Source organism: Caldovatus aquaticus (assembly GCF_019458025.1).
GTDB lineage: Bacteria > Pseudomonadota > Alphaproteobacteria > Acetobacterales > Acetobacteraceae > Caldovatus > Caldovatus aquaticus.
Genome location: NZ_JAHZUY010000001.1, coordinates 1 through 24,396 on the forward strand (window position 1 = coordinate 1; position 24,396 = coordinate 24,396).

At 76.4% G+C, this 24,396-nt stretch carries 19 protein-coding genes; 18 read left to right on the forward strand and 1 reads right to left on the reverse strand.

Annotation, left to right across the window (positions count from 1 at the left end; genetic code table 11):
- The first annotated feature begins 195 nt into the window (after positions 1 to 195).
- From K1J50_RS00005 to ligA, 17 genes are all read left to right on the forward strand, one after another.
- The gene (locus K1J50_RS00005) at positions 196 to 1,671 is read left to right on the forward strand and encodes a UDP-N-acetylmuramoyl-L-alanyl-D-glutamate--2,6-diaminopimelate ligase (protein WP_220115549.1); all 1,476 of its coding nucleotides are present in this window, start codon (positions 196 to 198) and stop codon (positions 1,669 to 1,671) included.
- Positions 1,668 to 3,053 (forward strand): UDP-N-acetylmuramoyl-tripeptide--D-alanyl-D-alanine ligase, encoded by a 1,386-nt coding sequence (locus K1J50_RS00010; RefSeq protein ID WP_220115380.1) that lies wholly within the window; start codon positions 1,668 to 1,670, stop codon positions 3,051 to 3,053. The genes K1J50_RS00005 and K1J50_RS00010 overlap by 4 nt, the downstream gene beginning before the upstream one ends.
- Positions 3,050 to 4,138 carry a phospho-N-acetylmuramoyl-pentapeptide-transferase gene (gene mraY / locus K1J50_RS00015; RefSeq protein ID WP_220115381.1) on the forward strand — a complete coding sequence of 363 codons (1,089 nt, stop codon included), beginning with the start codon at positions 3,050 to 3,052 and terminating at the stop codon, positions 4,136 to 4,138. The genes K1J50_RS00010 and mraY overlap by 4 nt, the downstream gene beginning before the upstream one ends.
- On the forward strand, positions 4,135 to 5,535 hold the full coding sequence (gene murD, locus K1J50_RS00020) for a UDP-N-acetylmuramoyl-L-alanine--D-glutamate ligase (RefSeq protein WP_220115382.1): 1,401 nt from the start codon (positions 4,135 to 4,137) through the stop codon (positions 5,533 to 5,535). The genes mraY and murD overlap by 4 nt, the downstream gene beginning before the upstream one ends.
- A gap of 1 nt (position 5,536) precedes the next feature.
- Positions 5,537 to 6,673 (forward strand): FtsW/RodA/SpoVE family cell cycle protein, encoded by a 1,137-nt coding sequence (locus tag K1J50_RS00025; protein ID WP_220115383.1) that lies wholly within the window; start codon positions 5,537 to 5,539, stop codon positions 6,671 to 6,673.
- Positions 6,670 to 7,824: a glycosyltransferase gene (locus tag K1J50_RS00030; protein WP_220115384.1), complete on the forward strand. Its 1,155-nt coding sequence runs from the start codon at positions 6,670 to 6,672 to the stop codon at positions 7,822 to 7,824. The genes K1J50_RS00025 and K1J50_RS00030 overlap by 4 nt, the downstream gene beginning before the upstream one ends.
- 1 nt (position 7,825) lies before the next feature.
- A complete protein-coding gene (murC, locus tag K1J50_RS00035) occupies positions 7,826 to 9,280 on the forward strand; it encodes a UDP-N-acetylmuramate--L-alanine ligase (RefSeq protein ID WP_220115385.1) in 1,455 nt (484 codons plus the stop codon).
- 2 nt (positions 9,281 to 9,282) lie between these two features.
- Positions 9,283 to 10,203 carry a UDP-N-acetylmuramate dehydrogenase gene (murB, locus tag K1J50_RS00040; protein WP_408869352.1) on the forward strand — a complete coding sequence of 307 codons (921 nt, stop codon included), beginning with the start codon at positions 9,283 to 9,285 and terminating at the stop codon, positions 10,201 to 10,203.
- Positions 10,200 to 11,120, forward strand: a complete 921-nt coding sequence (locus K1J50_RS00045) for a D-alanine--D-alanine ligase (protein ID WP_220115386.1) — start codon at positions 10,200 to 10,202, stop codon at positions 11,118 to 11,120. Before murB ends, K1J50_RS00045 begins: the two co-directional genes overlap by 4 nt.
- Positions 11,110 to 12,036 (forward strand): cell division protein FtsQ/DivIB, encoded by a 927-nt coding sequence (locus K1J50_RS00050; RefSeq protein ID WP_220115387.1) that lies wholly within the window; start codon positions 11,110 to 11,112, stop codon positions 12,034 to 12,036. Before K1J50_RS00045 ends, K1J50_RS00050 begins: the two co-directional genes overlap by 11 nt.
- A complete protein-coding gene (gene ftsA, locus K1J50_RS00055; RefSeq protein WP_220115388.1) occupies positions 12,033 to 13,328 on the forward strand; it encodes a cell division protein FtsA in 1,296 nt (431 codons plus the stop codon). The genes K1J50_RS00050 and ftsA overlap by 4 nt, the downstream gene beginning before the upstream one ends.
- A gap of 91 nt (positions 13,329 to 13,419) precedes the next feature.
- Positions 13,420 to 15,132, forward strand: coding sequence for a cell division protein FtsZ (gene ftsZ, locus K1J50_RS00060; protein ID WP_220115389.1), 1,713 nt, complete (start codon positions 13,420 to 13,422; stop codon positions 15,130 to 15,132).
- Positions 15,133 to 15,397: 265 nt separating this feature from the next.
- Positions 15,398 to 16,417, forward strand: coding sequence for a UDP-3-O-acyl-N-acetylglucosamine deacetylase (gene lpxC / locus K1J50_RS00065; protein ID WP_220115390.1), 1,020 nt, complete (start codon positions 15,398 to 15,400; stop codon positions 16,415 to 16,417).
- Between the two features lie 129 nt (positions 16,418 to 16,546).
- Positions 16,547 to 17,467, forward strand: a complete 921-nt coding sequence (locus K1J50_RS00070) for an outer membrane protein assembly factor BamD (RefSeq protein WP_220115391.1) — start codon at positions 16,547 to 16,549, stop codon at positions 17,465 to 17,467.
- Between the two features lie 18 nt (positions 17,468 to 17,485).
- Positions 17,486 to 19,168, forward strand: coding sequence for a DNA repair protein RecN (recN, locus tag K1J50_RS00075; RefSeq protein WP_220115392.1), 1,683 nt, complete (start codon positions 17,486 to 17,488; stop codon positions 19,166 to 19,168).
- Positions 19,165 to 19,662: a GNAT family N-acetyltransferase gene (locus tag K1J50_RS00080; protein ID WP_220115393.1), complete on the forward strand. Its 498-nt coding sequence runs from the start codon at positions 19,165 to 19,167 to the stop codon at positions 19,660 to 19,662. The genes recN and K1J50_RS00080 overlap by 4 nt, the downstream gene beginning before the upstream one ends.
- The gene (gene ligA / locus K1J50_RS00085) at positions 19,659 to 21,797 is read left to right on the forward strand and encodes an NAD-dependent DNA ligase LigA (RefSeq protein ID WP_220115394.1); all 2,139 of its coding nucleotides are present in this window, start codon (positions 19,659 to 19,661) and stop codon (positions 21,795 to 21,797) included. The genes K1J50_RS00080 and ligA overlap by 4 nt, the downstream gene beginning before the upstream one ends.
- A gap of 54 nt (positions 21,798 to 21,851) precedes the next feature.
- Here the strand turns inward: ligA and K1J50_RS00090 are convergent, their stop codons facing one another.
- Entirely contained in the window at positions 21,852 to 23,639 is a 1,788-nt protein-coding gene (locus tag K1J50_RS00090; RefSeq protein ID WP_220115395.1) for an aminopeptidase P family protein, read from the reverse strand.
- A 208-nt stretch (positions 23,640 to 23,847) separates the two neighbouring features.
- Between K1J50_RS00090 and K1J50_RS00095 the strand changes: the two genes are divergently transcribed.
- The gene (locus tag K1J50_RS00095; RefSeq protein WP_220115396.1) at positions 23,848 to 24,213 is read left to right on the forward strand and encodes a DUF1127 domain-containing protein; all 366 of its coding nucleotides are present in this window, start codon (positions 23,848 to 23,850) and stop codon (positions 24,211 to 24,213) included.
- Positions 24,214 to 24,396: the final 183 nt, after the last annotated feature.

Genomic DNA, 24,396 nt, shown 5'->3' on the forward strand with positions numbered 1-24,396 from the left:
CTCCCGCGCGTCCGCCGCGCGCCGGCGCGCCGCCGGCCTCCGCTCCCCCGAACGCCGCGCCACCGCGACGGCCCGCGACGGCAGCGGCCGAGACCGTGCCGGAGGCCCCGGCGCCGCGCCGCACGCCCGCGGCGGCGCCCGGCGCGCCGGCACGACCGCCGCGGGAGGCGACGCTTGCCGAGGCTCGGTGACCTCATGCGCGCCCTCTCCGACATCGCGCCGCTGGCGGACCGCGCCGCGGCGGCGGCCGGCACCGCGATCACCGCGCTCGCCGCCGACAGCCGCGCGGTGACGCCGGGGGCGCTGTTCGCCGCCCTGCCCGGCGCGCGCGCCGACGGCCGCGCCTTCATCGCCGAGGCGGTGGCGCGCGGCGCCGCCGCCGTGCTGGCGCCCGAGGGCACCGTCTGGCCCGAGGGCGTGCCGGAGCGCCCCCTGATCACCGCCGCCGACCCGCGCCGCGCCCTCGCCCTGATGGCGGCGGCCTTCCACGGCGGCGCGCAGCCGCGCCGCGTCGTCGCCGTGACGGGCACCAACGGCAAGACGAGCACGGTGGACTTCCTGCGCCAGCTCTGGACGCTCGACGGCACGCGCGCCGCCTCGCTCGGCACGCTCGGGCTGGTGGCGGAGGGGTTCGAGGCGGGGCCCTCGCTCACCACGCCCGATCCGGTGGCGCTGCACGCGACGCTCGCCGCGCTCGCGGCCGCCGGGGTGGAGCGCGCGGCGATGGAGGCCTCCTCGCACGGCATCGCGCAGCGGCGGCTCGACGGCGTGCGCCTGGCGGCGGCCGGGTTCACCAACCTGACGCGCGACCACCTCGACTACCACGGCACGATGGAGGCCTACCGCGCCGCCAAGCTCCGGCTGTTCGAGGCGCTGCTCCCGGCCGGCGCGCCGGTGGTGCTGAACGCCGACATGGAGGCCGCGACGCGCGAGGCCGTCGCGGCGGTCGCCAGGCGGCGCGGCCTGCCGGTGCTCTCGGTGGGCGAGCAGGGCGGCGACCTGCGCCTGCTGCGCCAGGTGCCGCTGCCGGACGGGCAGGCGATCGTCGTCGCGCGCCCGGGCGGCGCGGCGGAGGAGATCCGCCTCGCCCTGCCCGGCCGCTTCCAGGCCGACAACGCGCTGATGGCCGCCGGCCTCGCCATCGCCACGGGGATGGAGGCGGCGCGCGCGCTGGCGCTGCTGCCGCGCCTCAGGGGCGTGCGCGGGCGGATGGAACTCGCGGCGCGGCTGCCGAACGGCGCCGCGGTCTATGTGGACTACGCGCACACGCCGGACGCGCTCGAGCGCCTGCTCGCGGCGCTGCGCCCGCATGTCGCACCGGGGGCGCGGCTGCACGTGCTGTTCGGCGCCGGCGGCGACCGCGATCCGGGCAAGCGGCCGCTGATGGGCGCGGTCTGCGCGCGGCGCGCCGACGTCTGCTGGGTGACCGACGACAACCCGCGCAGCGAGGACCCGGCGGCGATCCGCGCCGCCGTGCTCGCCGGCTGCCCCGGCGGCGTGGATGCGGGCGACCGCGCCGGGGCGATCGCGCGCGCGCTGGCGGCGCTCGGCCCGGGCGACGTGCTGGCGGTGGCCGGCAAGGGGCACGAGAGCGGGCAGACCATCGCCGGCGTCACCCATCCCTTCGACGACGCGGAGACGGTGCGCCGCCTCGCGGGAGGTGCGCCGTGACGGCGCCGCTCTGGAGCGCGGCCGAGCTGCGCGCGGCGACGGGCGGGACGCTCGCCGCCGAGATCGCCGCGCGCGGCGTCTCCCTCGATTCCCGCACGGTCCGCCCCGGCGAGCTGTTCGTCGCCCTGCGCGGCGCGCGCGACGGGCACGAATTCGTCGCCGACGCGCTGGCCCGCGGCGCCGCCGGCGCGATGGTGGACCGCGATCCGCCGGGCGTCGCGCCGGGCGCGCCGCTGCTGCGCGTCGCGGACACGCTCGCCGGTCTCGCCGCGCTCGGCGCCGCCGGGCGGGCGCGCAGCGCGGCACGCGTGGTCGCGGTGACCGGCAGCGTCGGCAAGACGACGACGAAGGAGATGCTGCGCCACGCGCTCTCGGCCTGCGGCGCGACCCACGCGGCGGAGGCGAGCCACAACAACCACTGGGGCGTGCCTCTCACCCTCGCCCGCCTGCCGCGGGAGGCGGCCTTCGCCGTGGTCGAGATCGGCATGAACCACCGCGGCGAGATCGCCCCGCTCGCGCGCCTCGCCCGCCCGCACGCGGCGGTGATCACGGCGGTGGCGCCGGCGCACATCGGCCATCTCGGCTCGCTCGAGGCGATCGCCGACGAAAAGGCCGACATCCTCGCCGGGCTCGAGCCGGGCGGCAGCGCGATCCTGCCGCGCGACAACCCGCTGTTCGGCCGCCTCGCCGCCGCGGCCGCGCGGTGCGGCGCGCGCGTCGTGGCCTTCGGCGAGTCGCCGGAGGCGGAGGCGCGGCTGCTGTCCTACGCCGGCACGGCGGAGGCGGGGCGCGCGGAGCTGGACCTGCACGGGCGGCGGCTCCGTCTCGCGCTGGCGGCGCCGGGGCGGCACCTGGCGATGAACGCGCTCGCCGCGCTCGCCGCCTGCGCGGCGCTCGGCGCGGATCCGGGGCTGGCGGCGGCGGCGCTTTCCGGCTTCGGCGCGGTGGCCGGGCGGGGGATGCGGGTGACGCTGCACCTGGCGGGCGGCACGGCGCTGCTGCTCGACGACAGCTACAACGCCTCGACCGCCTCGATCCGGGCCGGGCTCGCGGTGCTGGCCGCGCAGCCGGCGCGGCGGCGCCTCGCCGTGCTCGGCGACATGCGCGAGCTCGGCGAGCACGGTCCGGCCCTGCACGCGGAGCTGGCGCCGGACGTCGCCGCCGCCGCCGACCTCGCCTTCTGCTGCGGCCCGCTGATGCGCCACCTCTACGACGCGCTGCCGGCGGAGCGCCGCGGCGACCATCAGCCCGACAGCGAGCGCCTCGCGCCCGTGGTGCGCGACGCGCTGCGCCCGGGCGACGCGGTGCTGGTCAAGGGCTCGCTCGGCTCGCGCATGAAGGTGGTGGTCGAGGCGCTGACGCGCGGGGAGCGGCCGGCATGATCTTCAACCTGTTCGCCCCCTACGCGGACGAGTTCGCGCTGTTCAACCTGGTGCGCTACATCACCTTCCGCTCCGGCGCCGCCTGCCTGACCGCCTTCGTGTTCTCGCTGGTGCTCGGCCCGAGCGTGATCCGCTGGCTGCGCGCGCGCCAGCGCGGCGGCCAGCCGATCCGCGCCGACGGGCCGGAGCGCCACCTGATCGAGAAGCGCGGCACGCCGACCATGGGCGGCGTGCTGATCCTCGCCTCGATGGTGCTCGCGACGGTGCTCTGGGCCGACCTGCGCAACGGCTACATCTGGGCGACGCTGCTGGTGACGGTGGGCTACGGCCTGCTCGGCTTCGCCGACGACTTCCTCAAGGTGACGAAGCGCAACACCAGGGGCGTATCGGGGCGGCACAAGCTGATCGCCCAGGCTGCGATCGGGCTGGCCGCCGCCGTGTGGATGTACTGGCTGATGCCGCCGGCGCTGGCCGACAAGCTCGCCGTGCCGGTGTTCAAGGAGGTGCTGATCCCGCTCGGCCTCGCCTTCCCGCTGTTCGCGATGCTGGTGATGATGGGCGCGTCCAACGCGGTGAACCTGACCGACGGGCTCGACGGCCTCGCCATCGTGCCGGCGATGATCGCGGCCGGGGTGTTCGGGCTGATCGCCTACCTGGTCGGGCGGGTGGACTACGCCAACTACCTCCAGCTCCACTACGTGCCGGGGTCGGGCGAGCTCGCGGTGTTCCTCTCCGCCCTGCTCGGCGCCGGGCTCGGCTTCCTCTGGTTCAACGCGCCGCCCGCCGCCGTGTTCATGGGCGACACCGGCTCGCTCTCGCTCGGCGGCGCGCTCGGCGCGGTGGCGGTGGCGACCAAGCACGAGATCGTGCTGGCGATCGTCGGCGGCCTGTTCGTGGTCGAGACGCTCTCGGTCGTGATCCAGGTGTTCTGGTTCAAGCGCACCGGGCGGCGCGTCTTCCTGATGGCGCCGCTGCACCACCATTTCGAGAAGAAGGGCTGGCCGGAGCCGACCATCGTGATCCGCTTCTGGATCATCTCCATGGTGCTGGCGCTGATCGGCCTCAGCACGCTGAAGATCCGATGAGCGGCGCGGCGCGGAGCTTCACCCCCTTCGCCGGGCGGCGCATCGCCGTGATGGGCCTCGGCCGCGCCGGGCTGCCGGCGGCCGCGCGCCTCGCCGCCTGGGGCGCCGAGATCGCCTGCTGGGACGACCGGGAGGAGGCGCGCGCCGCCGCGGAGGCCGCCGGGCTGCCGCTCCGCGACCTCGCCGCCTCCGGCCCGTTCCGCTTCGATGCGCTGCTCCTTTCGCCCGGCATCCCGCACCGGCTGCCGGCGCCGCACCCGGTCGCCGCGCGCGCCGCGGCGGCGGGCGTGCCGCTGCTGTGCGATGCCGAGTTCCTGTTCGCGGCGGTGCGCGCCGCGGGCTCCGGCGCCCGCTTCGTCGGCGTCACCGGCACCAACGGCAAGTCCACCACGACGGCCCTGATCCACCACCTGCTGCGCGGCGCCGGCGTGGCTGCCGAGGCGGGAGGCAATCTCGGCCCGGCGGCGCTCTCCCTCAACATGTTGGGGGACGGGGGCGTATACGTCCTCGAAATGTCGTCCTACATGTTGGAGCGAATCGCCGCGGTGCGCTTCAACGTGGGGGTGATGCTGAACCTCAGCCCCGATCACCTCGACCGCCATGGCGACATGGCCGGCTATGCCGCTGCGAAGGCTTGCATCTTCGCGCGGCAGACGCCGCAGGACGTGGCCGTGCTAGGCTGCGACGACGCGCCGAGCCGCGCCATGGCCGCCGGGATCGTGGCGCGCCTGGTGCCGGTCTCGGGCGTCACGGCGCAGCGCGGCGGGATCTGGGCCGAGGGCGACCGGGTGCTGCGCGACGAGCAGGGCCCGATCCTCGACCTGCGCGCGGCCCCGGCGCTGCCCGGCGCGCACAACGCGCAGAACGCCGCCGCCGCCTGCGCCGCCGCCTTCGCGCTCGGCGTGCCGCGCGAGGCCGCGGCGGCGGGCCTCGCGAGCTTCCCCGGCCTGCCGCACCGCCAGGAGCGGGTGGCCGACATCGAGGGCGTCCTGTTCGTCAACGACAGCAAGGCGACCAACGCCGATTCCGCGGCGCGGGCGCTCGCGAGCTACGAGCGGGTGGTGTGGATCGCCGGCGGCACCGCGAAGGCGGGCGGCATCGCCGCCCTCGCGCCGCTCTTCCCGCGCGTCGCGAAGGCGCTGCTGATCGGGCGCGACGCGCCGGAATTCGCGCGCACCCTCGCCGCGCACGGCGTGCCGCACGAGGTCGCCGGCACGCTGGAGGCCGCGGTGCCCGCCGCCGCCGCCGCCGCGCGCGCCGGCGCGGCGCCGGTGGTGCTGCTCTCGCCCGCCGCCGCCTCCTTCGACCAGTTCAGCGGCTTCGAGGCGCGCGGCGAGCGCTTCCGCGCGCTGGTGCGGGCGCTCGCACCGCGGGGCGCGCGGGGGAGGGCCGCCTGAGATGGTCGCCTTCTCCCGCGCCGACACCTCGGTCCTCGGCCGCTGGTGGTGGACCGTGGACCGCTGGACGCTCTCGGCGCTGTTCGCGCTGATCGGCTTCGGCTACGTGCTGCTGCTCGCCGCCTCGCCGGCGGTGGCGGAGCGCATCGGCGCCTCCTCGCGCCACATGTTCATCGTCAAGCAGGTGGTCTTCCTCGCCCTCGCCGCGGCGGTGATGGTCGCGACCTCGCTGCTGTCGGTGAAGGGGGTGCGGCGGGCGGCGCTCGTCGGCTGCGCCGCGGCGCTGGCGCTGACGGCGGCCACCCTCGTCGTCGGCGTCGAGATCAAGGGCGCGCGGCGCTGGCTGTCGATCCCCGGCCTCTCGCTGCAGCCCTCGGAGTTCCTCAAGCCCTGCTTCGCGGTCGTCGCCGCCTGGCTGATCGCCGAGGGCAAGGCGCCGGGCTCGCGCTTCCCCGGCGCGCTGGTCGCGATCGCCCTGTTCGGCGTGATCGCCGCCATCCTCAAGGGCCAGCCCGATATCGGCATGCTGCTGGTGATCACGGCGGTGTTCTTCACCCAGTTCTTCGTCGCCGGGCTCAACATGTTCCTGGTCGCCATCGTCGGCGCGATGGGCGTCGCCGGGGCGGTCGGCGCCTACCTGATGTTCCCGCACGTGCAGAGCCGGGTGCACCGCTTCCTCGACCCCGCCTCCGGCGACAACTACCAGATCACCGTGGCGCTCGAGGCCTTCGGCTACGGGGGCCTGTTCGGGCGCGGCCCGGGCGAAGGGCGGGTGAAGAACCTGCTGCCCGACGCGCATGCCGACTTCGTCTTCGCCGTCGCCGGCGAGGAGTTCGGCATGGTGGTCTGCATGATCATCCTCGCCCTGTTCGCCTTCATCGTGGTGCGCGGGATGCTGCGGCTGCTCGCCGAGAACGACCTGTTCGTGGTGCTGGCCGCGGCCGGGCTGCTCGCCCAGTTCGGGCTGCAGGCCTTCGTCAACATGGCCTCCTCGCTGCACCTGATCCCGACCAAGGGGATGACGCTGCCCTTCGTCTCCTACGGCGGCTCCTCGGTGATCGCGGTGGCGCTCGGCATGGGCTTCCTCCTCGCGCTGACGCGCCGGCGGCTGCACCGCCAGCCGGAGGAGGCCGCATGAGGGGTCCCGCGGTGCGCCCGATCGTCATCGCCGCCGGCGGCACGGGCGGCCACCTGTTCCCGGCCGAGGCCCTGGCGGCGGAGCTGCTGGCGCGCGGCGAGCGCGTGGCGCTGATGACCGACGCGCGCTCCGCCGCCTACGAGAGCCCCGCCTTCGCCGGCGCCGAACGCCTGGTGCTGAAGGGCGCGGGGATCGCGGGCCGGGGGCTGCGGGGCGCGGCGGCCGGCGCGGCGGCGCTCGCGCTCGGCGTCGTGCAGGCGCGGCGGCTGCTCGGCCTGCTCAACGCCTCGGCGGTGGTGGGCTTCGGCGGCTACGCCTCCTTCCCGCCGCTCGCCGCGGCGCGGCTGCTGCCGGCGGCGCGCCGGCCGCTGACGGTGCTGCACGAGCAGAACGCGGTGCTCGGCCGCGCCAACCGCGTGCTGGCGCGCGGGGCGGACGTGCTGGCGCTCTCCTTCGCCGCGACCGCCGCCGTCCCCGCCGCGGCCGCGAAGCGGGTGGCGGTGGTCGGCAACCCGGTGCGCCCGGCGCTCGCCGCCCTGGCCGGGCAGCCCTATCCGGTGCCGGCGGAGGATGCGGCGCTGCGCCTGCTGGTGCTGGGCGGCAGCCAGGGCGCGCGCATCTTCGCCGACGTGGTGCCGGAGGCGGTGGCGGCGCTGCCCGAGGCGCTGCGGGCGCGCCTCCTGGTGGCGCAGCAGTGCCGCCCGGAGGATCTCGCGCGGGTGCGGGAGGCCTACGCGCGTGCCGGCGTGCCCGCCGATCTCGCGCCCTTCTTCCCCGACGTCGCGGGGCGCCTCGCCACCGCGCATCTGGTGATCGCGCGCGCCGGCGCCTCCACCGTGGCCGAGCTCGCCTGCGCCGGGCGCCCCGCCGTGCTGGTGCCGCTGCCGCACGCGATCGACGACCACCAGAGCGCCAATGCCCGCGCCCTCGCCGGCGCCGGCGCGGCGGTGGTGATGCCGCAGCCGGGCTTCACCCCGGCGGCGCTCGCGCAGCGCCTCCTCGCCTGGCTCGGCGATCCCGCCGCGCTCGCCGCCGCCGCCGCCGCCGCCGCCGCGCTGGCGCGGCCGCAGGCGGCGCGGCGGCTCGCCTGCCTCGTCCTCTCCCTCGTCGCGCAGCGCGGGCCGGCGCCCGCCCTGCGGGAGGTGCCCTGACATGCGCGCCCTGCCGCTCTCGATCGGCCCCATCCACTTCGTCGGCATCGGCGGCATCGGCATGTCCGGCATCGCCGAGGTGCTGCACAACCTCGGCTACCGCGTGCAGGGCAGCGACATCGCCGAGAACTACAACGTGGCGCGGCTGCGCGAGGCCGGCGTGCCGGTCGCGATCGGCCACGACGCGGCCAATCTCGGCGCGGCGCAGGTGGTCGTGGTCTCGAGCGCGGTCAGGCGCGACAACCCGGAGGTGGCGGCGGCGCGCGCGCGCCTGATCCCGGTGGTGCGCCGCGCCGAGATGCTGGCCGAGCTGATGCGCCTCAAGTGGTCCATCGCCATCGGCGGCACCCACGGCAAGACGACGACGACGAGCCTGGTCGCCGCGGTGCTGGAGGCGGCGCGCCTCGACCCGACCGTGATCAATGGCGGCATCGTCAACGCCTACGGCACCAACACCCGGCTCGGCGCCGGCGACTGGATGGTGGTGGAGGCGGACGAGAGCGACGGCTCCTTCCTCAAGCTGCCCGCCGTGGTCGCGGTGGTGACCAACATGGACCCCGAGCACCTCGACCACTGGGGCACGGCCGAGGCGATGAAGGAGGGCTACGCCCAGTTCGTCGGCAACATCCCCTTCTACGGCTTCGCCGTGCTGTGCATGGACCACCCGGAGGTGCAGGCGATGATCCCGCGCCTCTCGGACCGGCGCATCGTCACCTACGGCTTCAGTCCCCAGGCCGACGTGCGCGCGGAGAAGGTGCTGACCGACCGCATGGGCGCGACCTTCGAGGTGACGGTGACCGACCGCGCGAGCGGGCGGACGCGCACGCTCAAGCCCTTCCGCCTGCCGATGCTCGGCAGCCACAACGTGCAGAACGCGCTCGCCGCGATCACGGTGGGCGTGGAGATGGACATCGACGAGCAGACCATCCGCACCGCGCTGGCCGGCTTCAAGGGCGTGAAGCGGCGCTTCACCCGTGTCGGCGAGGCGGGCGGCATCACCGTGATCGACGACTACGGCCACCACCCGGTGGAGATCGCCGCGGTGCTGAAGGCGGCGCGGCAGGCCGGGGCGCGCGACGTGATCGCGGTGGTGCAGCCGCACCGCTACACGCGGCTGCAGTCGCTGTTCGAGGAATTCTGCCAGTGCATGAACGACGCCGGCACGGTGATCGTGGCCGACGTCTACCCGGCCGGAGAGGCGCCGATCCCGGGCGTGGACAAGGACGCGCTGGTCGAGGGGCTGCGCGCGCACGGCCACCGCAGCGTGGTGCCGCTGCCCGGTCCGGAGAGCCTCGCCGAGATGGTCCACGCCATCGCCCGGCCCGGCGACTACGTGGTCTGCCTCGGCGCCGGCAACATCACCCAGTGGGCGCACGCCCTGCCGGAACAGCTCGCCGCGCTGCAGGCGCGGACGCCGAACCTGCGCCGCCTCGCCGCGGCCGGGGGGACGAAGTGACGGTGCCGGCCCGCGCCGCGACCGCCGCCGCCACCCTGCCGCCGCTGCGCGGACGGGTGCAGGCCGGCGCGCCGCTCGCGCCGGGCACCTGGTTCCGCGTCGGGGGAGCGGCGGAGTGGCTGGTGCGGCCCGCCGACCTCGGCGACCTCCTGCTGCTGCTGCGCGACCTGCCGGAGGCGGTACCGCTCACGGCGATCGGCGCCGCCTCGAACCTGATCGTGCGCGACGGCGGCGTGCCGGGCGTGGTGGTGCGGCTCGCCCCGCGCGGCTTCGGGGCGGTCGCGGTCGAGGCCGACGGGGTGGTGGCCGGGGCGGCGGCGCTCGATACGACGGTCGCCGAGCACGCGGCGGCGGCGGGCCTCGCCGGGCTCGAGTTCCTCTGCGGCATCCCCGGCACGATCGGCGGCGCGGTGGCGATGAACGCCGGCGCCTACGGCGCCGAGGTGAAGGACGTGCTGGACTGGGCAGAGGTCGCCACGCCCGGCGGCCTGCGGCGCCTGAGCGCGGCCGAGCTCGGCCTCGCCTACCGCCGCGCCGACGGCCTGCCGCCGCGCGGCGTGGTGGTGCGCGCCCGCCTGCGCGCCTCGCCCGACGCGCCCGCCGCGATCGCCGCCCGCATGGCCGAGATCCGCGCCGCGCGCGAGGCCGCCCAGCCGGTGCGCGCGCGCACCGGCGGCTCCACCTTCAAGAACCCGCCTGGCGGGGCGCGCGCGTGGGAGCTGATCGCGGCCGCCGGCTGCCGCGGCCTGCGGCGCGGCGGCGCGCAGGTGTCCGAGAAGCACTGCAACTTCCTGATCAACACCGGTGGCGCCAGCGCCGCCGACCTCGAGGGCCTCGGCGAGGAGGTGCGCGCGCGCGTCCGCGCCGCCTGCGGCGTGGACCTCGAGTGGGAGATCCGCCGCATCGGGGTGCCCCCGGCATGAAGCGCGTCGCGGTCCTCTACGGCGGCATCTCGGCCGAGCGCGAGGTCTCGCTCGCCTCCGGCGCGCAGTGCATCGCCGCGCTGCGCGAGGCGGGCTACGAGGTCGCGCCGATCGAGGTCGGCGAGGACCTCGCCGCGGTGATCGCGGCGCTGACCCGGCCGCGCCCCGACGTGGTGTTCAACGCCCTGCACGGCCGCTTCGGCGAGGACGGCTGCATCCAGGGCGTGCTCGACTGGCTCGGCATCCCCTACACGCATTCGGGCGTGCGCGCCTCCGCGCTCGCGATGGACAAGGCGGCGGCGCGGGCGGTGTTCGCCGCCGCCGGGCTGCCGGTCCCGCCCGCGCGCCTCGTCACGCGCGAGGAGCTGGAGGCGGAGGATCCGCTGCCGCGGCCCTACGTGGTGAAGCCGCTCAACGAGGGCTCCTCGGTCGGGATCGAGATCCTGCGCGCCGGCGACAACCGCCGCGCCGAGATCGCGCGCCGCTGGCGCTTCGGCCCGCGCATCCTCGCCGAGCGCTACGTTCCGGGGCGCGAGCTCACCGTCGCGGTGATGGGCGAGCGGCCGCTCGCGGTGACCGAGATCGCCACCGACAACGCCTTCTACGACTACGAGGCGAAGTACGCCGAAGGCGGCAGCCGCCACGCCATCCCCGCCCCGGTGCACCCGGAAGCCGCGGCGCGGGCGATGGAGATCGCGCTGCGCGCGCACCAGGCGCTCGGCTGCCGCGGGGTCTCGCGCGCCGACCTGCGCTACGACGACACGCGGGGCGAGCCGGGCGAGCTGTTCCTGCTCGAGGTCAACACCCAGCCCGGCATGACGCGCACCTCGCTCGTGCCCGAGCAGGCGGCGCATGTCGGCATCCCCTTCCCGGCGCTCTGCGCCTGGATGGTCGAGAACGCGCGCCATGGCCCGTGACGACGCGCTGACCGCCCCGCCGCGGCCGCCCGCGCGGCGCGCCGGCGCAGCGGCCCCGGCCAGGCAGCGCAGGCCCGACCGGCCGAGCCGGCTGCGCCTCTGGCTGCGCCGCCGCCGCGCCCTGCTGCGTCCCGCCGCGCTCGGCACGCTGGCGCTCGGCGCGCTGGGCGCGGCGGCGCTGACCCTCTACGCGCTCGACCCCGCCGGGCGCGCCGCGCGGCTCGTCGAGAGCGCCGCCGAGCTCGGCCAGCGCGCGGGCTGGCGCGTGCAGGCCGTGATCCTCGACGGGCGCGAGCACACGCCGGTCGAGATGATTCGCGCCGCGCTCGGCGTCAGCCGCGGCGACCCGATCCTCGGCTTCTCGCCCGAGGGGGCGAAGGAGCGGCTGGAGACGCTCGCCTGGGTGCAGCGCGCCCATGTCGAGCGCCGTCTCCCCGGCACCATCGTGGTGCGGCTCGAGGAGCGCCAGCCCTTCGCCATCTGGCAGCACTCCGGCCGCTTCGCGGTGATCGACCGCGCGGGCCACGTGGTCGCGACCGAGAAGCTCGACCAGTTCGGCGCGCTGCCGCTGGTGGTGGGCGCGGGGGCGGAGCGCGCGGCGGCGGCGCTGCTCGACCGCCTGCGCGAGCAGCCCGAGCTCGCGCGGCGCATCCAGGCGGCGATCCGCGTCGGCGACCGGCGCTGGAACCTGAAGCTGCACAACGGCACCGAGATCCTGCTGCCCGAGGGGCACGAGGCCGCGGCCATCGAGCGCCTCGGCGAGCTGCACCGCCAGCACGGGCTGCTCGACCGTCCTCTCGCCGCGATCGACCTGCGGCTGCCCGACCGGCTGGTGGTGCGCCAGCAGGCCACCCCGCAGGCGGAGCAGCCCGCCGCCGGCGCCCCGCGCGGCGGGGGACGGAGCCAGCGCGGATGAACCACGTCCTCCGCCTGCCCGCCCCTGTCGAGCCGCCGCCGGCCGGGCGCCGGCGGCGCGGCGCGCGCAGCGGCACCTTCGGCGTGCTCGACATCGGCTCGACCAAGGTCGTCTGCCTGATCGCGCGCGTCGAATCGGACGGCGAGCCGCGCGTGCTCGGCTTCGGCTGGCAGCGCGGCCGCGGCGTCAAGGGCGGCAACGTGGTGGACCTCGACGAGGCGGAGCGGGCGATCCGCGCCGCCGTGGGCCAGGCGGAGGAGATGGCGGACACGCAGCTCCGCGGCGCCATCGTCAACCTCTCCTGCGGCCAGCCGGACAGCCGCACCCTGCACATCCAGTGGCCGATCTCGGGCCGCGCCGTCACCGAGGCCGATCTGCGCGCCATCCTCCACGAGGGGCGCCGCCGCGCCACCGAGGACGGGCGCGAGACGGTGCACGCGGTCACGCTCGGCTTCATCGTGGACGCGACACCCGGCGTGGACGATCCGCGCGGCATGGTGTGCGAGACGCTCGCCGCGCGGCTGCACCTCGTGGACGCGGCGCAGGCGTCCTTGCGCAACCTCGGCGCCTGCCTGCTGCGCTGCGACCTCGAGATCGAGGAGCTGGTCTCCGCCCCCTTCGCCTCCGGCCTCGCCACGCTGGTCGAGGACGAGCGCCAGCTCGGCACCGCGGTCGTGGACATGGGCGGCGGCACCACCTCGATCGCCGTCTTCGCCGAGGGGCACCTGGTGCACACGGCGCAGATCCCGGTCGGCGGCGTGCACGTCACCAACGACCTCGCCAGCATCCTTTCGACCCCGGTCGCGCACGCCGAGCGGATGAAGACGCTGCACGGCAGCGTGCATGCGACCTCGGAGGACGAGCGCGAATACCTGCCCGTGCCGCTGCTCGGCGAGGACGAGCACCACATCGCCCGGGTGCCGCGCGCGATGGTGGTCGGCATCATCCGGCCGCGGCTCGAGGAGACGCTCGAGCTGGTGCGCGAGCGGCTCGACGCCGCTGGGCTCGGGCGCGAGCTGGTCAAGCGCGTGGTGCTGACGGGCGGCGCCGCGCAGCTCGTCGGCGCGCGCGAACTCGCCGCCGAGATCCTCGGCCGCCAGGTGCGGCTCGGCCGTCCGCGCCCGGTGCGCGGCCTGCCGGAGGCCGCCACCGCCCCGGGCTTCGCCACCGCCATCGGCCTGCTCGCCTGGGGCGCCGGCGAGGGGCGCCCGGTGCTCGACCTCGCCCCCGGCCCCGCGCGCCCGCGGGGCCTGTTCCGCCGCTTCGTCCACTGGCTCAGGGAGCGCGTCTGAGCATGAGCGACGCCGCGCCGCCCGCCGCCCCCTCCCGCAACCCCTACCTCCCGCCGTCAGGGACCGACGCCGTCAGGAAGGACCACGCCGCATGACCCTCACCCTCACCCTGCCGCAGACCCGCTACACCGACTTCAGCCCGCGCATCACCGTGATCGGCGTGGGCGGCGGCGGCACCAACGCGGTCAACAACATGATCGCGATGGGCCTGGACGGGGTCGAGTTCCTGGTCTGCAACACCGACGCGCAGTCGCTGCAGCACTCGCGCGCCGAGCGGCGCGTGCAGCTCGGCCCGCACCTGACGCAGGGCCTCGGCGCCGGCGCCAAGCCCGAGATCGGCCGCGCCGCGGCGGAGGAGGCGACCGAGGAGCTGGCGCGCCACCTCGAGGGCGCGCACATGGTCTTCGTCACCGCCGGCATGGGCGGCGGCACCGGCACCGGCGCGGCGCCGGTGATCGCGCGCATGGCGCGCGAGAGGGGCATCCTCACCGTCGGCGTCGTCACCAAGCCGTTCGACTTCGAGGGGCCGAAGCGCCGGCGCTGCGCCGAGCAGGGGATCGAGGAGCTGCAGCAGTACGTGGACACGCTGATCGTGATCCCCAACCAGAACCTCTTCCGCCTCGCCAACGAGCGCACCACCTTCGCCGAGGCCTTCAAGATGGCCGACACGGTCCTCTACATGGGCGTGCGGGGCGTGACCGACCTGATGGTCAACCCGGGCGTGGTGAACCTCGACTTCGCCGACATCCGCACGGTGATGGCGGAGATGGGCAAGGCGATGATGGGCACCGGCGAGGCCGAGGGCGAGGACCGCGCCGTGAAGGCCGCCGAGGCCGCGATCAGCAACCCGCTGCTCGAGGACACCTCGATGCGCGGCGCGCGCGGCGTGCTGATCAACATCACCGGCGGCCTCGACATGACGCTGTTCGAGGTGGACGAGGCGGCCAACCGCATCCGCAAGGAGGTGGACGAGGAGGCCAACATCATCTTCGGCTCCTCGATCGACGAGGCGATGAACGGGCGCATCCGGGTCAGCGTCGTCGCCACCGGCATCGACGCCCTCGAGGCGCGCGAGGCGGAGCGCCCGCGGCTGGTCGCGATCGGCGGCGGCGCGGCGGTGGCGGCGGCCACGGCCGAGCAGCCGCAGAAGGCGGTGCCGGCGCAGCCGGGCGCCGCGGGGGCGGCGCAGGGGCCGGGAGGGCCGGCGGCCGGCGCCGCGGCCCCTCTCGCCGGCGCGTTCCCGGCCACCGCCGGGCCCGGCACCCTCCCCTTCATCCGCCGCGCCGCGCAGGCGGCCACGGCGAGCGCCGCCGCCGAGCCGGCGGCCATGCGCGATCCCGGCGCCCCCCCCGCCGCGGCGCCGCTCACCCACCCGCTGGCGGCCGCTCCGGGTGCGGAGCCGCCCGTGATGCTCGGCGCGGCCGCGATCGCCGACGGCCCGGCCGGCGCCGCGCCGGTCGCCGGGGCGGCGGGAGGCGCGCCGCTGTCGCGCCAGGCCGCGCCGCAGCCCGGAGGCGGCGCGCCGGCGGTGCCGGGCGGCGTCGGGACCGGCAGCCCGCTGCGCGACATCTTCCGCCGCGTCACCGGCGGCGCCAGCGGGTTGATGAAGCGGACCATCGCCGAACCGGCGGCGGTCACGCCTGCGGCCCAGCCCCCCGGGCCACGCGCCGCCCGGATCGAGCCGGATCTGCGCGGCGCCGCCCCGGCCCCGCAGGGCGGGGCGCCGCGCCCGGCGCCGTCCTCTCCCGCCCAGGACGAGATGGGCATGGAGATTCCCGCCTTCCTGCGTCGCCAGAGCAACTGAGGGGGCGGGCGCCGGCTTCCGGCCGCGCCCCATTGCTGCCCCATTTGTGCGACGCAAAAATCAGAAATTACAAGGCGTTGTAGCGTAATATAGCGAAACAAGGCTTGAATGGCGCCCCTGGGCCGGCGGTGCAAGCTTGCCCAGGGGCGCCGCGCATTCACGCGAATGCGCACGCCGCCGAGGATCCGGCGAACGGGACGGACCGGATCGCGCCGGGGCCGGGGTGCGGCCCGGCGTCGGGTTCGTGCGCGGAACAGAGGTGCGGATGGACGGCTATCTCCTGGCCGGGGCGGGACAGACGGCGCGGCGGCGCCGGACGCTCAAGTCCTCGATCGGCTGCGTCGGCACCGGCCTGCACACCGGCCGGCGCGTCCGCCTCACCCTGCATCCCGCTGCCGCGGGCAGCGGCATCCGCTTCCGCCGCGCCGATCTCGGCGGCATCGAGATCCCGGCGCGCTTCGACCACGTGGTGGACACCCGTCTCTGCACCGCACTCCGCGCGCCCGGCGCGCCGGATGCCCGGGTCGGCACCGTCGAGCACCTGATGGCCGCCTTCGTCGCCTGCGGCATCGACGACGCCGTCGCCGAGCTCGACGGGCCGGAGGTGCCGATCCTCGACGGCTCCGCCGCCCCCTTCGTCTTCCTCCTCGATTGCGCCGGCAGCGTCGCCACCACCCTGCCGCAGGGCGCGATCGAGGTGCTGCGCCCGGTGCGGGTCGAGGACGGCGCCGGCGGCTGGGCCGAGCTGCGTCCCGGCCCCGAGCCCGCCTTCGACGCCGCGCTGGAGATCGATTTCCCGAACACGGCGATCGGCCGGCAGTCGCTTGCGCTGCGCCTCACGCCGCGCGCGGTGCGGAGCGTCCTTGCGCCGGCGCGCACCTTCACCCTGGCCGAGGACGTGGCGCGGCTGCGCGCCGCCGGGCTGGCGCAGGGCGGGTCGCTGGCGAATGCCGTGGTGGTGGACGGGCCGCTGGTGCTGAACCCGGGCGGGCTGCGCTGCCCGGACGAGTTCGTGCGCCACAAGCTGCTCGACCTGGTGGGCGATCTGGCGCTGGCCGGCCTGCCGATCCGCGGCCGCTTCGCCGGATACCGCTCCGGCCACGCGCTGAACAATCGGCTGCTGCACGCGCTTTTCGCCGAGGCCGGCGCCTTCCGGGTGGTCGGCGGCGCGGAGCGGGAGCCGGCCCTCGCCGGCGCGGCCCTCCCCGGGCCGGCGATGGCGGAGAATGGCGGCTCGGCCGGCACCGCCCGGCTGCCGGCCGCCGCCGCCCCGGCCGTCGCCTGACGGCGGCAGGCGGGCCAGCGCGGGGCGCTCGCGCGGCGCCGGGAAGACCCGTTTGGCGCACCGCCGGGACGCCGTGGTATAGGACGGCGCCACCGACCGCCGAGCCATGCCGGAAGACGCCGCGATCCGATGAACCATCCTGCCCAGCACCCTCACGCCCCCCGCGGCCACGCCCCCGGCTGCCGCCGCCGGGGCCGCGCCGCGCGACTGCCGCTCCTGCTGCTCGCCGGCCTCGTCCTCGCCGCCGGCGGCTGCGCCCGCCAGTGGGACGGCTCGGAACGCAGCCTGACCGGCCAGGCCGGGCAGCGCTACGCCGACATCGCCCCGGAGGCGCTCTACGCCGCCGGCATGCAGGAGCTGCGCGCGCGCCGCTTCCGCCAGGCGGTCGAGATCTTCGAGGCGATCGAGCGCGAGCACCCCTACTCGACCTGGGCGACCAACGCGAAGCTGATGTCCGCCTACGCCGAGTACATGCAGAACCGCTACACCGAGGCGATCGGCGCGCTCGACCGCTTCATCCAGCTCCACCCGGCGCACCGCGACATCGCCTACGCCTACTACCTGAGCGCGCTCTGCCAGTACGAGCAGATCAACGACGCCCAGCGCGACCAGCGCCAGACGGAGGTGGCAATGGCGGCGCTGCAGGAGGTGGTGAACCGCTTCCCGGACACGGCCTATGCCCGCGACGCGCGGCTCAAGATGGATCTCGCGCGCGACCATCTCGCCGGGCATGAGATGCACGTCGGCCGCTTCTACCAGCGCCAGGGCCTCTACGCGGCGGCGATCGGCCGCTTCCGCAAGGTGGTGGACGACTACCAGACCACCAACCACGTGCCGGAGGCGCTGCACCGCCTGACCGAGATCTACCTCACCCTCGGCCTGGTCGACGAGGCGCGGCGCACCGCCGCGGTGCTCGGGCACAACTATCCCGGCAGCCCGTGGTACCAGGACAGCTATGCCCTGCTGGTCGCCGGCGCGCCGCGCTCGGAGGACGAGCAGCCGGGCCTCCTCGGACGGGTCTGGGACAACACCCTCGGCCGGCTCCTCTAGGGGCGTCGCCGCCGGCGCATGCTCACCTCGCTCGCGATCCGCGACGTGGTGCTGATCGAGCGGCTCGACCTCTCCTTCGGGCCAGGCCTCACCGTGCTGACGGGCGAGACCGGCGCCGGCAAGTCCATCCTGCTCGACGCCCTCGGCCTCGCGCTCGGGGCGCGGGCGGAGGCCGGCATGGTGCGCGCCGGGCAGGCGCAGGCCGTGGTCGCCGCCGGGTTCCAGCCGCCCGCGGGGCACCCCGTCTTCGACCTCCTGCGCGAGCAGGGGATCGAGCTGCCGGCGGAGGACGAGCTGGTGCTGCGCCGCGTGGTGCAGGCCGACGGCCGCTCCCGCGCCTTCGTCAACGACGAGCCGGTCGGGGTGGCGCTGCTGCGGCGCATCGGCGCGACGCTGGTCGAGGTGCAGGGGCAGCACGAGCAGGTCGGCCTCGCCGATCCCGCGACCCATGCCGGGCTGCTCGACGCCTTCGGCGGGCTCGAGCCGCGCCGTGCCGCGGTGGCGGAGGCGTGGCGCGCCTGGCGCGAGGCGGAGCGCCGGCTGGCCGAGGCGCGCGCGGCGATCGCCGCGGCGCAGCGCGACGAGGAGTGGCTGCGCCACGCCGTCGCCGAGCTCGCCGAGCTCGCGCCGGCCGAGGGCGAGGAGGAGGAGCTGGCGAAGGAACGCCAGCGCCTGCAGCAGGGGGAGCGCCGCCGCGAGGCGATCGCCGCCGCGCTCGCCGAGCTGCAGCCGCGCGACCGCCGTTCCCCCTCCCCCGCCCGCGCCCTGCGCGAGGCGGCGCGCGCGCTGGAACGCCTGCCGGCGCCCAACGACGAGGCGCAGCCGGCGCTGGCCGCCCTCGCCGCGGCGCAGGACGCGATGGCGGAGGCGGAGACGCTGCTCGAGCGTCTGCTCGCCGAGGACGGCCCCGATCCGCGGCGCCTGGAGCGGGTGGAGGAGCGCCTGTTCGCCCTGCGCGCCGCCGCGCGCAAGCACGCGGTGGCGGTGGCGGAGCTGCCGGCGCTGCGCGCCGCGCTCGCGGAACGCCTCGCCGCGCTCGACGCCGGCACCGATCGCGTCGCCGCGCTGGAGGCGGCGGCGCGGGAGGCTCGCGCCGCCTATCTCGCCGCCGGCGCCGCGCTCACCGAGGCGCGGCGCACCGCCGCGCTGCGGCTCGAGAAGGCGGTCGCGCGGGAGCTGCCGCCGCTCAAGCTCGACCGCGCGCGCCTCGCGGTCGAGGTGGTGCCGCGCGAGGAGCCGGGCTGGGGGCCGGAGGGGATGGACCGGGTCGCCTTCCTGGTCGCGACCAATCCGGGCCAGGCGCCGGGACTGCTGGCGAAGATCGCCTCAGGCGGCGAGCTGTCGCGGCTGATGCTGGCGCTGAAGGTGGTGCTCGCCCGCGGGTCGCCGGTGCCGACGCTGATCTTCGACGAGGTCGATTCCGGTATCGGCGGCGCCACCGCCGCCGCGGTGGGGGAGCGCCTGGCGCGCGTCGCAGAGCGGCTGCAGGTGCTGGTGGTGACGCACTCGCCGCAGGTCGCGGCGCGCGGCGAGAGGCATTTCCGGGTCGCCAAGGCGGTGCGCGGCGGACGCGCGGCGACGCTGGTGCAGCCGCTCGACGGGCCGGCGCGGCGCGAGGAGATCGCCCGCATGCTGGCCGGCGAGCGCGTCACCGACGCGGCGCGCGCGGCCGCCGACAGCCTGCTCTCGAGGCCGGCGTGAGCGCCGTCCGCGTGCGCGCGGCAGGGGCCGGCGACGAGGCCGCCGTCGCCGCCCTCGCCGCGGCGCTGAACGCGGAGGAGGCGAACGAGGGCGCAAGCCGGTTGACCCCGGCGGCCGTGGCGCGCGATTTTCTCGGCGAGCATCCCGCCGGCCTGCTGCTGGTCGCCGAGACGCCCGAAGGCACCCTGATCGGCTATGCGACCGCCCACATGACCTACGAGACGCACCACGCCGAGCGCGGCCTCTACATCGGCGACCTCTACGTCGCCCCGGCGCACCGCCGCCGCGGCGTCGGCCGCGCGCTGATGGCGGCGGCGGCGGCGGCGGGGCGCGCGCGCGGCGCGGCGCACCTGTGGTGGACCGCGCGGCCTGGCAACGCGGCGGCGCACGCCTTCTACCGCCGCCTCGGCGGCCGCGGCGAGGCGGTGCTCGCCTTCGCATGCGCCGAGGACCGGTTCCGGCGCCTGGCGGCCGAGGGTGCGGCGCGGCGATGAGCGCCGCCGGCCTGCGCGCCCGCCCGGTCGAGGCGCTGACCGAGGAGGAGGCCGCCGAGGAGCTCGCCGCGCTGGCGCGCGAGATCGCGCACCACGACCACGCCTACTACGTGCTCGACGCGCCGGAGATCACGGACGCCGAATACGACGCGCTGGTGCGCCGCAACCGCGCGATCGAGGCGCGCTTCCCGCACCTGATCCGGCCCGACAGCCCCTCGCGCCGGGTCGGCGCCGCCCCGGCCGAGGGCTTCGCCAAGGTGCGCCACGGCGTGCCCATGCTCTCGCTCGACAACGCCTTCGGCGAGCAGGACTTCCGCGACTTCTGCGCGCGCATCCGGCGCTTCCTCAACCTGCCGGCCGAGGAGCGGCTGCGCTTCGTCGGCGAGCCGAAGATAGACGGCGTCGCGGTGAACCTGCTCTACGAGGAGGGGCGCTTCGTCCGCGGCGCCACGCGCGGCGACGGGATCGAGGGCGAGGACGTCACCCGCAACCTGCTGACGCTCAAGGACCTGCCGCGCCGCCTGAAGGGCCATCCGCCGGCGCGGATCGAGGTGCGCGGCGAGGTGTTCATGACCAAGGCCGACTTCCTCGCCCTCAACGAGCGCCAGGCGAAGGAGGGCGGCCGCGTGTTCGCCAACCCGCGCAACGCCGCCGCCGGCTCGCTGCGCCAGCTCGACCCGCGGATCACGGCGCAGCGCCCGCTCCGGCTGTTCGCCTACGCGATGGGCGCGGCGAGCGAGCAGCCGGCGCGCACGCACTGGGAATACCTGCAGCGGCTGCGCGAATGGGGCTTCGCCGTCAGCCCGCTCTCGCGCCTGCTCGAGACCGAGGCGGAGGCGGCGGCCTTCCAGGCCGAGATGGCCGACCGCCGCGCCTCGCTGCCCTTCGACATCGACGGCGTCGTCTACAAGCTCGACCGGCTCGACTGGCAGGAGCGGCTCGGCTTCGTCGGCCGGGCGCCGCGCTGGGCGATCGCCTGGAAGTTCCCCGCCGAGCGGGCGACGACGAAACTGCTCGACATCGAGATCCAGGTCGGCCGCACCGGCGCGCTGACGCCGCGCGCGGTGATGGAGCCGGTCAACGTCGGCGGCGTGATCGTGCAGCACGCCAGCCTGCACAACGAGGACGAGATCGCGCGCAAGGACATCCGCATCGGCGATACCGTGATCGTCCAGCGCGCCGGCGACGTGATCCCGCAGGTCGTGGGCGTCGTCCTCGAGAAGCGCCCGAAGGGCGCCAAGCCCTTCGTCTTCCCCGACCGCTGCCCCGCCTGCGGCAGCAAGGCGGTGCGGCCGGAGGGCGAGGCGGTGCGCCGCTGCACCGGCGGCCTCACCTGCCCCGCCCAGGCGGTCGAGCGGCTGATCCACTTCTGCAGCCGCAACGCCATGGACATCGAGGGCCTCGGCGCCGAGACCATCCAGAAGCTCTACGACGAGGGCCTGGTGCGGAGCCCGGCCGACCTCTTCCGCCTCGCCCGCCACGCCGAGCGGATGCGGAGCTGGGAGGGCTGGGGCGCGAAGACGAAAAAGGGCGGGGAGGCGAAGAAGGTCGCCAACCTGCTCGCCGCCATCGAGGCGCGGCGGCGCGTCCCCCTCGACCGCTTCATCTTCGCCCTCGGCATCCGCCGCGTCGGCGAGGCGACCGCGCGGCTGCTCGCCCGCCACTACCACTCCTTCGCCAACTGGCGCGCGCGCATGATCGAGGCGACGCGGGAGGGCTCGGAGGCGCGCGCGGAGCTGGAGAGCATCCAGGGCATCGGCCCCGCGATCGCGAGCGAGCTGGTGGCGTTCTTCTCCGAGCGGCGCAACCTGAAGGCGCTGGACGACCTCGTGCGCGAGGTCACGCCGGAGGACGTGACGGCGCCGGGCGCCGGCGCCTCGCCGCTCGCCGGCAAGACCATCGTCTTCACCGGCACGCTGGAGACGATGACGCGCGACGAGGCGGAGCACCTCGCCGAACGGCTCGGCGCCAAGGTGACGAAGAGCGTCTCGAAGAAGACCGATTACGTCGTCGTCGGCGCCGATCCCGGCAGCAAGGCGGCGAAGGCGCGCGAGCTCGGCGTGCGGATGCTGAGCGAGGCGGAGTGGCGGGAGATGGCGGGGGTCGGCCTGGTCGCCGAGCACCAGCTGCGTTGACGGCGTGCCTTCGCGCCGGGCGCGGCGCGCCCGCGCCTCGCCGCCCGCCCGCCCTCACGCCCCGATCGGCGCGCAGGCGGCGCGCAGCCAGGCTGCCGTCGCCGGATCGAGCAGCGGCGCGATCTCCTCGGCGACGCGCGCGTGGTAGGCGTCGAGCCAGGCGCGTTCCTCGGCCGCGAGCAGGCGCGGCGCGATCAGCCGGCGGTCGAAGGGGGCGAGGGTCAGCGTCTCGAACTCGAGGAAGGGCTTCGCCGCGCCGGGGGTCTCGGCCTCGCGCACCAGGAGCAGGTTCTCGAGCCGGATGCCGTACTCGCCGGGGGCGTAGAAGCCCGGCTCGTCGGAGAGGATCATCCCCGCGCGCAGCGGCACCGGCTTCGCCGCGCGGCTGAACGCCGCCGGCCCCTCGTGCACGGAGAGGTAGCTGCCGACGCCGTGGCCGGTGCCGTGGTCGTAGTCGAGCCCGGCGTCCCACAAGGCGCGCCGCGCGATGGCGTCGAGATGCGGGCCGGCCACCCCCTGCGGGAAGCGCAGCGTGGCGAGGGCGATGTGGCCCTTCAGCACCCGCGTCGCGCGCTCGCGCAGCGCCTCGGGCGGCAGGCCGGGGCCGGTCCAGAGCGTGCGCGTGACGTCCGTGGTGCCGTCCGGGTATTGCGCGCCGGAGTCGATCAGGTAGCACTCGTCGGCGCGGATCGGCCGGTTGCTCCCCGGCGTGACGCGGTAGTGGACGATGGCGCCGTGCTCGCCGGCGCCGGAGATGGCGGGGAAGCTCTCGCCGCGGAACTCCGGCGCCTCGGCGCGGAAGGCGAGCAGCCGGGCAGCGGCCGACATCTCGCTCTCGCCGCCCCGCGGCGCTGCCTCGCTGAACCAGGCGAGGAAACGCGCCAGCGCCACCGCGTCGCGCCGGTGGGCGGCGCGCGCGCCGGCCTGCTCGACGGCGTTCTTGCAGGCGCGCGGCAGGCGGCACGGGTCCTCGCCGGCGCGCACCTCGGCGCCGGCGGCACGCAGGCGGCGCGGGAACCAGGCCGGCGTCGCCTCGACGTCCACCCGCACCCGCCGGCCGGAGAGCGCATCCAGCGCCGCCGGCAGCTCGGCGCGCGGCCGCACCGCGACGTCGTTGCCGAGCCAGGCGCGGGTCTCGGCGCCGACCCGCGCCGGATCGAGGAACAGGTCCACCGCGCCGTCGTCGCCGAGCAGCGCGAAGGCGAGCGGCAGCGGCGTGTAGGGCAGGTCGGCGCCGCGGATGTTGAGCAGCCAGGCGACCGAGGCCGGGTCGCTGAGGACGCAGGCGGCCTCGCCGGCCGCGCGCAGCGCCGCCGCCGCCTGCTCGCGCTTCTCGCTCGAGGGGACGCCGGCGTAGTGCAGCGGATGCGGCACCACCGGGCTCGCCGGCGGCGCGGGCCGATCGGTCCAGACGGTGTCGAGCGGGTTGGGTTCGAGCGGCACCAGGGTCACGCCCGCGGCCTCGAAGCGCGCGAGCTGCGGCTCGGGATGCAGCCAGGGGTCGTAGCCGATGCGCCGGCCCGCCGCGTGCCGCTGCAGCCACTCCTGCGGCGGCTGCTCGGTGATGTGGCGCCGCTCCCACAGCGCCGGGTCGGTCTCCTGCGCCGCCTGCAAGGTGTAGCGGCCGTCGGTGAAGAGGGCGGCGCGGTCGGCCAGCACCACCGCGAGCCCGGCGCTGCCGGTGAAGCCGGTGAGCCAGGCGAGGCGCTCGGCCGAAGGGGGCACGTACTCGCCGAGATGCTCGTCGGCGCGGGGCACCAGGAAGCCGTCCACGCCGGCGGCGGCGAGGGCGGCGCGCAGGGCGGCGAGCCGGGCGGCGGGGGTGGCGGCGGAGGGGGTCATGGGGCGGTCCCGGCAGTGTCACACGATTTTAACATGGTTTCCGTCACAATCATGCGTTTAAGGCATGGCTAGGTTGATGTTGCGGTGCATCATCGGCGGCTCGGCCACCCCCATGTTGCAGGTGCGAAGCGCGCCCGCCGTCCCGGCGTGGATGGGCCCCGCCGGGCTCCGGGATCGCCGGGGCGCGCCGCGCACAGGAACGCTACCGATGAACCTCTCGCTTACCAAGGACGAGGCCCGCAGCGCCGCCTCCCCCGCCGTGGCGGGCCGCGCGCGCCGGGGCCTGGCCCGCCTGGCCGAAGGCGTCGCCGCCCTCGCCAGGGCGATCGCCGAGTATCCCGCCCGCCAGCGCGCCTACGACGAGCTCTCCCGCCTCAGCGACCGCGAACTGCGCGACATCGGCCTGAGCCGTAGCGACATCGCCCGGGTGTTCGACCCCGACTTCCCGGCCGGGCTGACCGCCGGCGCCCCGGGCGCGCCGGCACTCCGCGCGCCCGGCGGCGGCGAGGCGTTCCGCGCGCCGCAGGCCGCGGGCCGTGCCGGCATCGCGGAGCCGCTCTCCGGCGCGGCCTGACACCGGCCCGCGCCGCGCCTTCGCCGGCCGCCGCGCCCGCGCCGCGGCGGCCGCTCCGCGCGCCATCGCCCGCCCCGAGGCCATCCCCCGTCGCGGGATCGCCGCGACGGCTCCGGCCTGCCGCTGCGGAGCCGGTCCGCGCTCCCGGGCGGTTCCAGCCGCCCGCGATCTGCTCTAGCGTCG

Coding starts and splice junctions, on each gene's coding strand:
- K1J50_RS00005 (WP_220115549.1), top strand. CDS start 196: ATGCGCGCCCTCTCCGACATCGCGCCGCTGGCGGACCGCGCCGCGGCG.
- mraY (WP_220115381.1), top strand. CDS start 3,050: ATGATCTTCAACCTGTTCGCCCCCTACGCGGACGAGTTCGCGCTGTTC.
- murD (WP_220115382.1), top strand. CDS start 4,135: ATGAGCGGCGCGGCGCGGAGCTTCACCCCCTTCGCCGGGCGGCGCATC.
- K1J50_RS00025 (WP_220115383.1), top strand. CDS start 5,537: ATGGTCGCCTTCTCCCGCGCCGACACCTCGGTCCTCGGCCGCTGGTGG.
- K1J50_RS00030 (WP_220115384.1), top strand. CDS start 6,670: ATGAGGGGTCCCGCGGTGCGCCCGATCGTCATCGCCGCCGGCGGCACG.
- murC (WP_220115385.1), top strand. CDS start 7,826: ATGCGCGCCCTGCCGCTCTCGATCGGCCCCATCCACTTCGTCGGCATC.
- K1J50_RS00045 (WP_220115386.1), top strand. CDS start 10,200: ATGAAGCGCGTCGCGGTCCTCTACGGCGGCATCTCGGCCGAGCGCGAG.
- K1J50_RS00050 (WP_220115387.1), top strand. CDS start 11,110: ATGGCCCGTGACGACGCGCTGACCGCCCCGCCGCGGCCGCCCGCGCGG.
- ftsA (WP_220115388.1), top strand. CDS start 12,033: ATGAACCACGTCCTCCGCCTGCCCGCCCCTGTCGAGCCGCCGCCGGCC.
- ftsZ (WP_220115389.1), top strand. CDS start 13,420: ATGACCCTCACCCTCACCCTGCCGCAGACCCGCTACACCGACTTCAGC.
- lpxC (WP_220115390.1), top strand. CDS start 15,398: ATGGACGGCTATCTCCTGGCCGGGGCGGGACAGACGGCGCGGCGGCGC.
- K1J50_RS00070 (WP_220115391.1), top strand. CDS start 16,547: ATGAACCATCCTGCCCAGCACCCTCACGCCCCCCGCGGCCACGCCCCC.
- recN (WP_220115392.1), top strand. CDS start 17,486: ATGCTCACCTCGCTCGCGATCCGCGACGTGGTGCTGATCGAGCGGCTC.
- ligA (WP_220115394.1), top strand. CDS start 19,659: ATGAGCGCCGCCGGCCTGCGCGCCCGCCCGGTCGAGGCGCTGACCGAG.
- K1J50_RS00090 (WP_220115395.1), bottom strand. CDS start 23,639: ATGACCCCCTCCGCCGCCACCCCCGCCGCCCGGCTCGCCGCCCTGCGC.
- K1J50_RS00095 (WP_220115396.1), top strand. CDS start 23,848: ATGAACCTCTCGCTTACCAAGGACGAGGCCCGCAGCGCCGCCTCCCCC.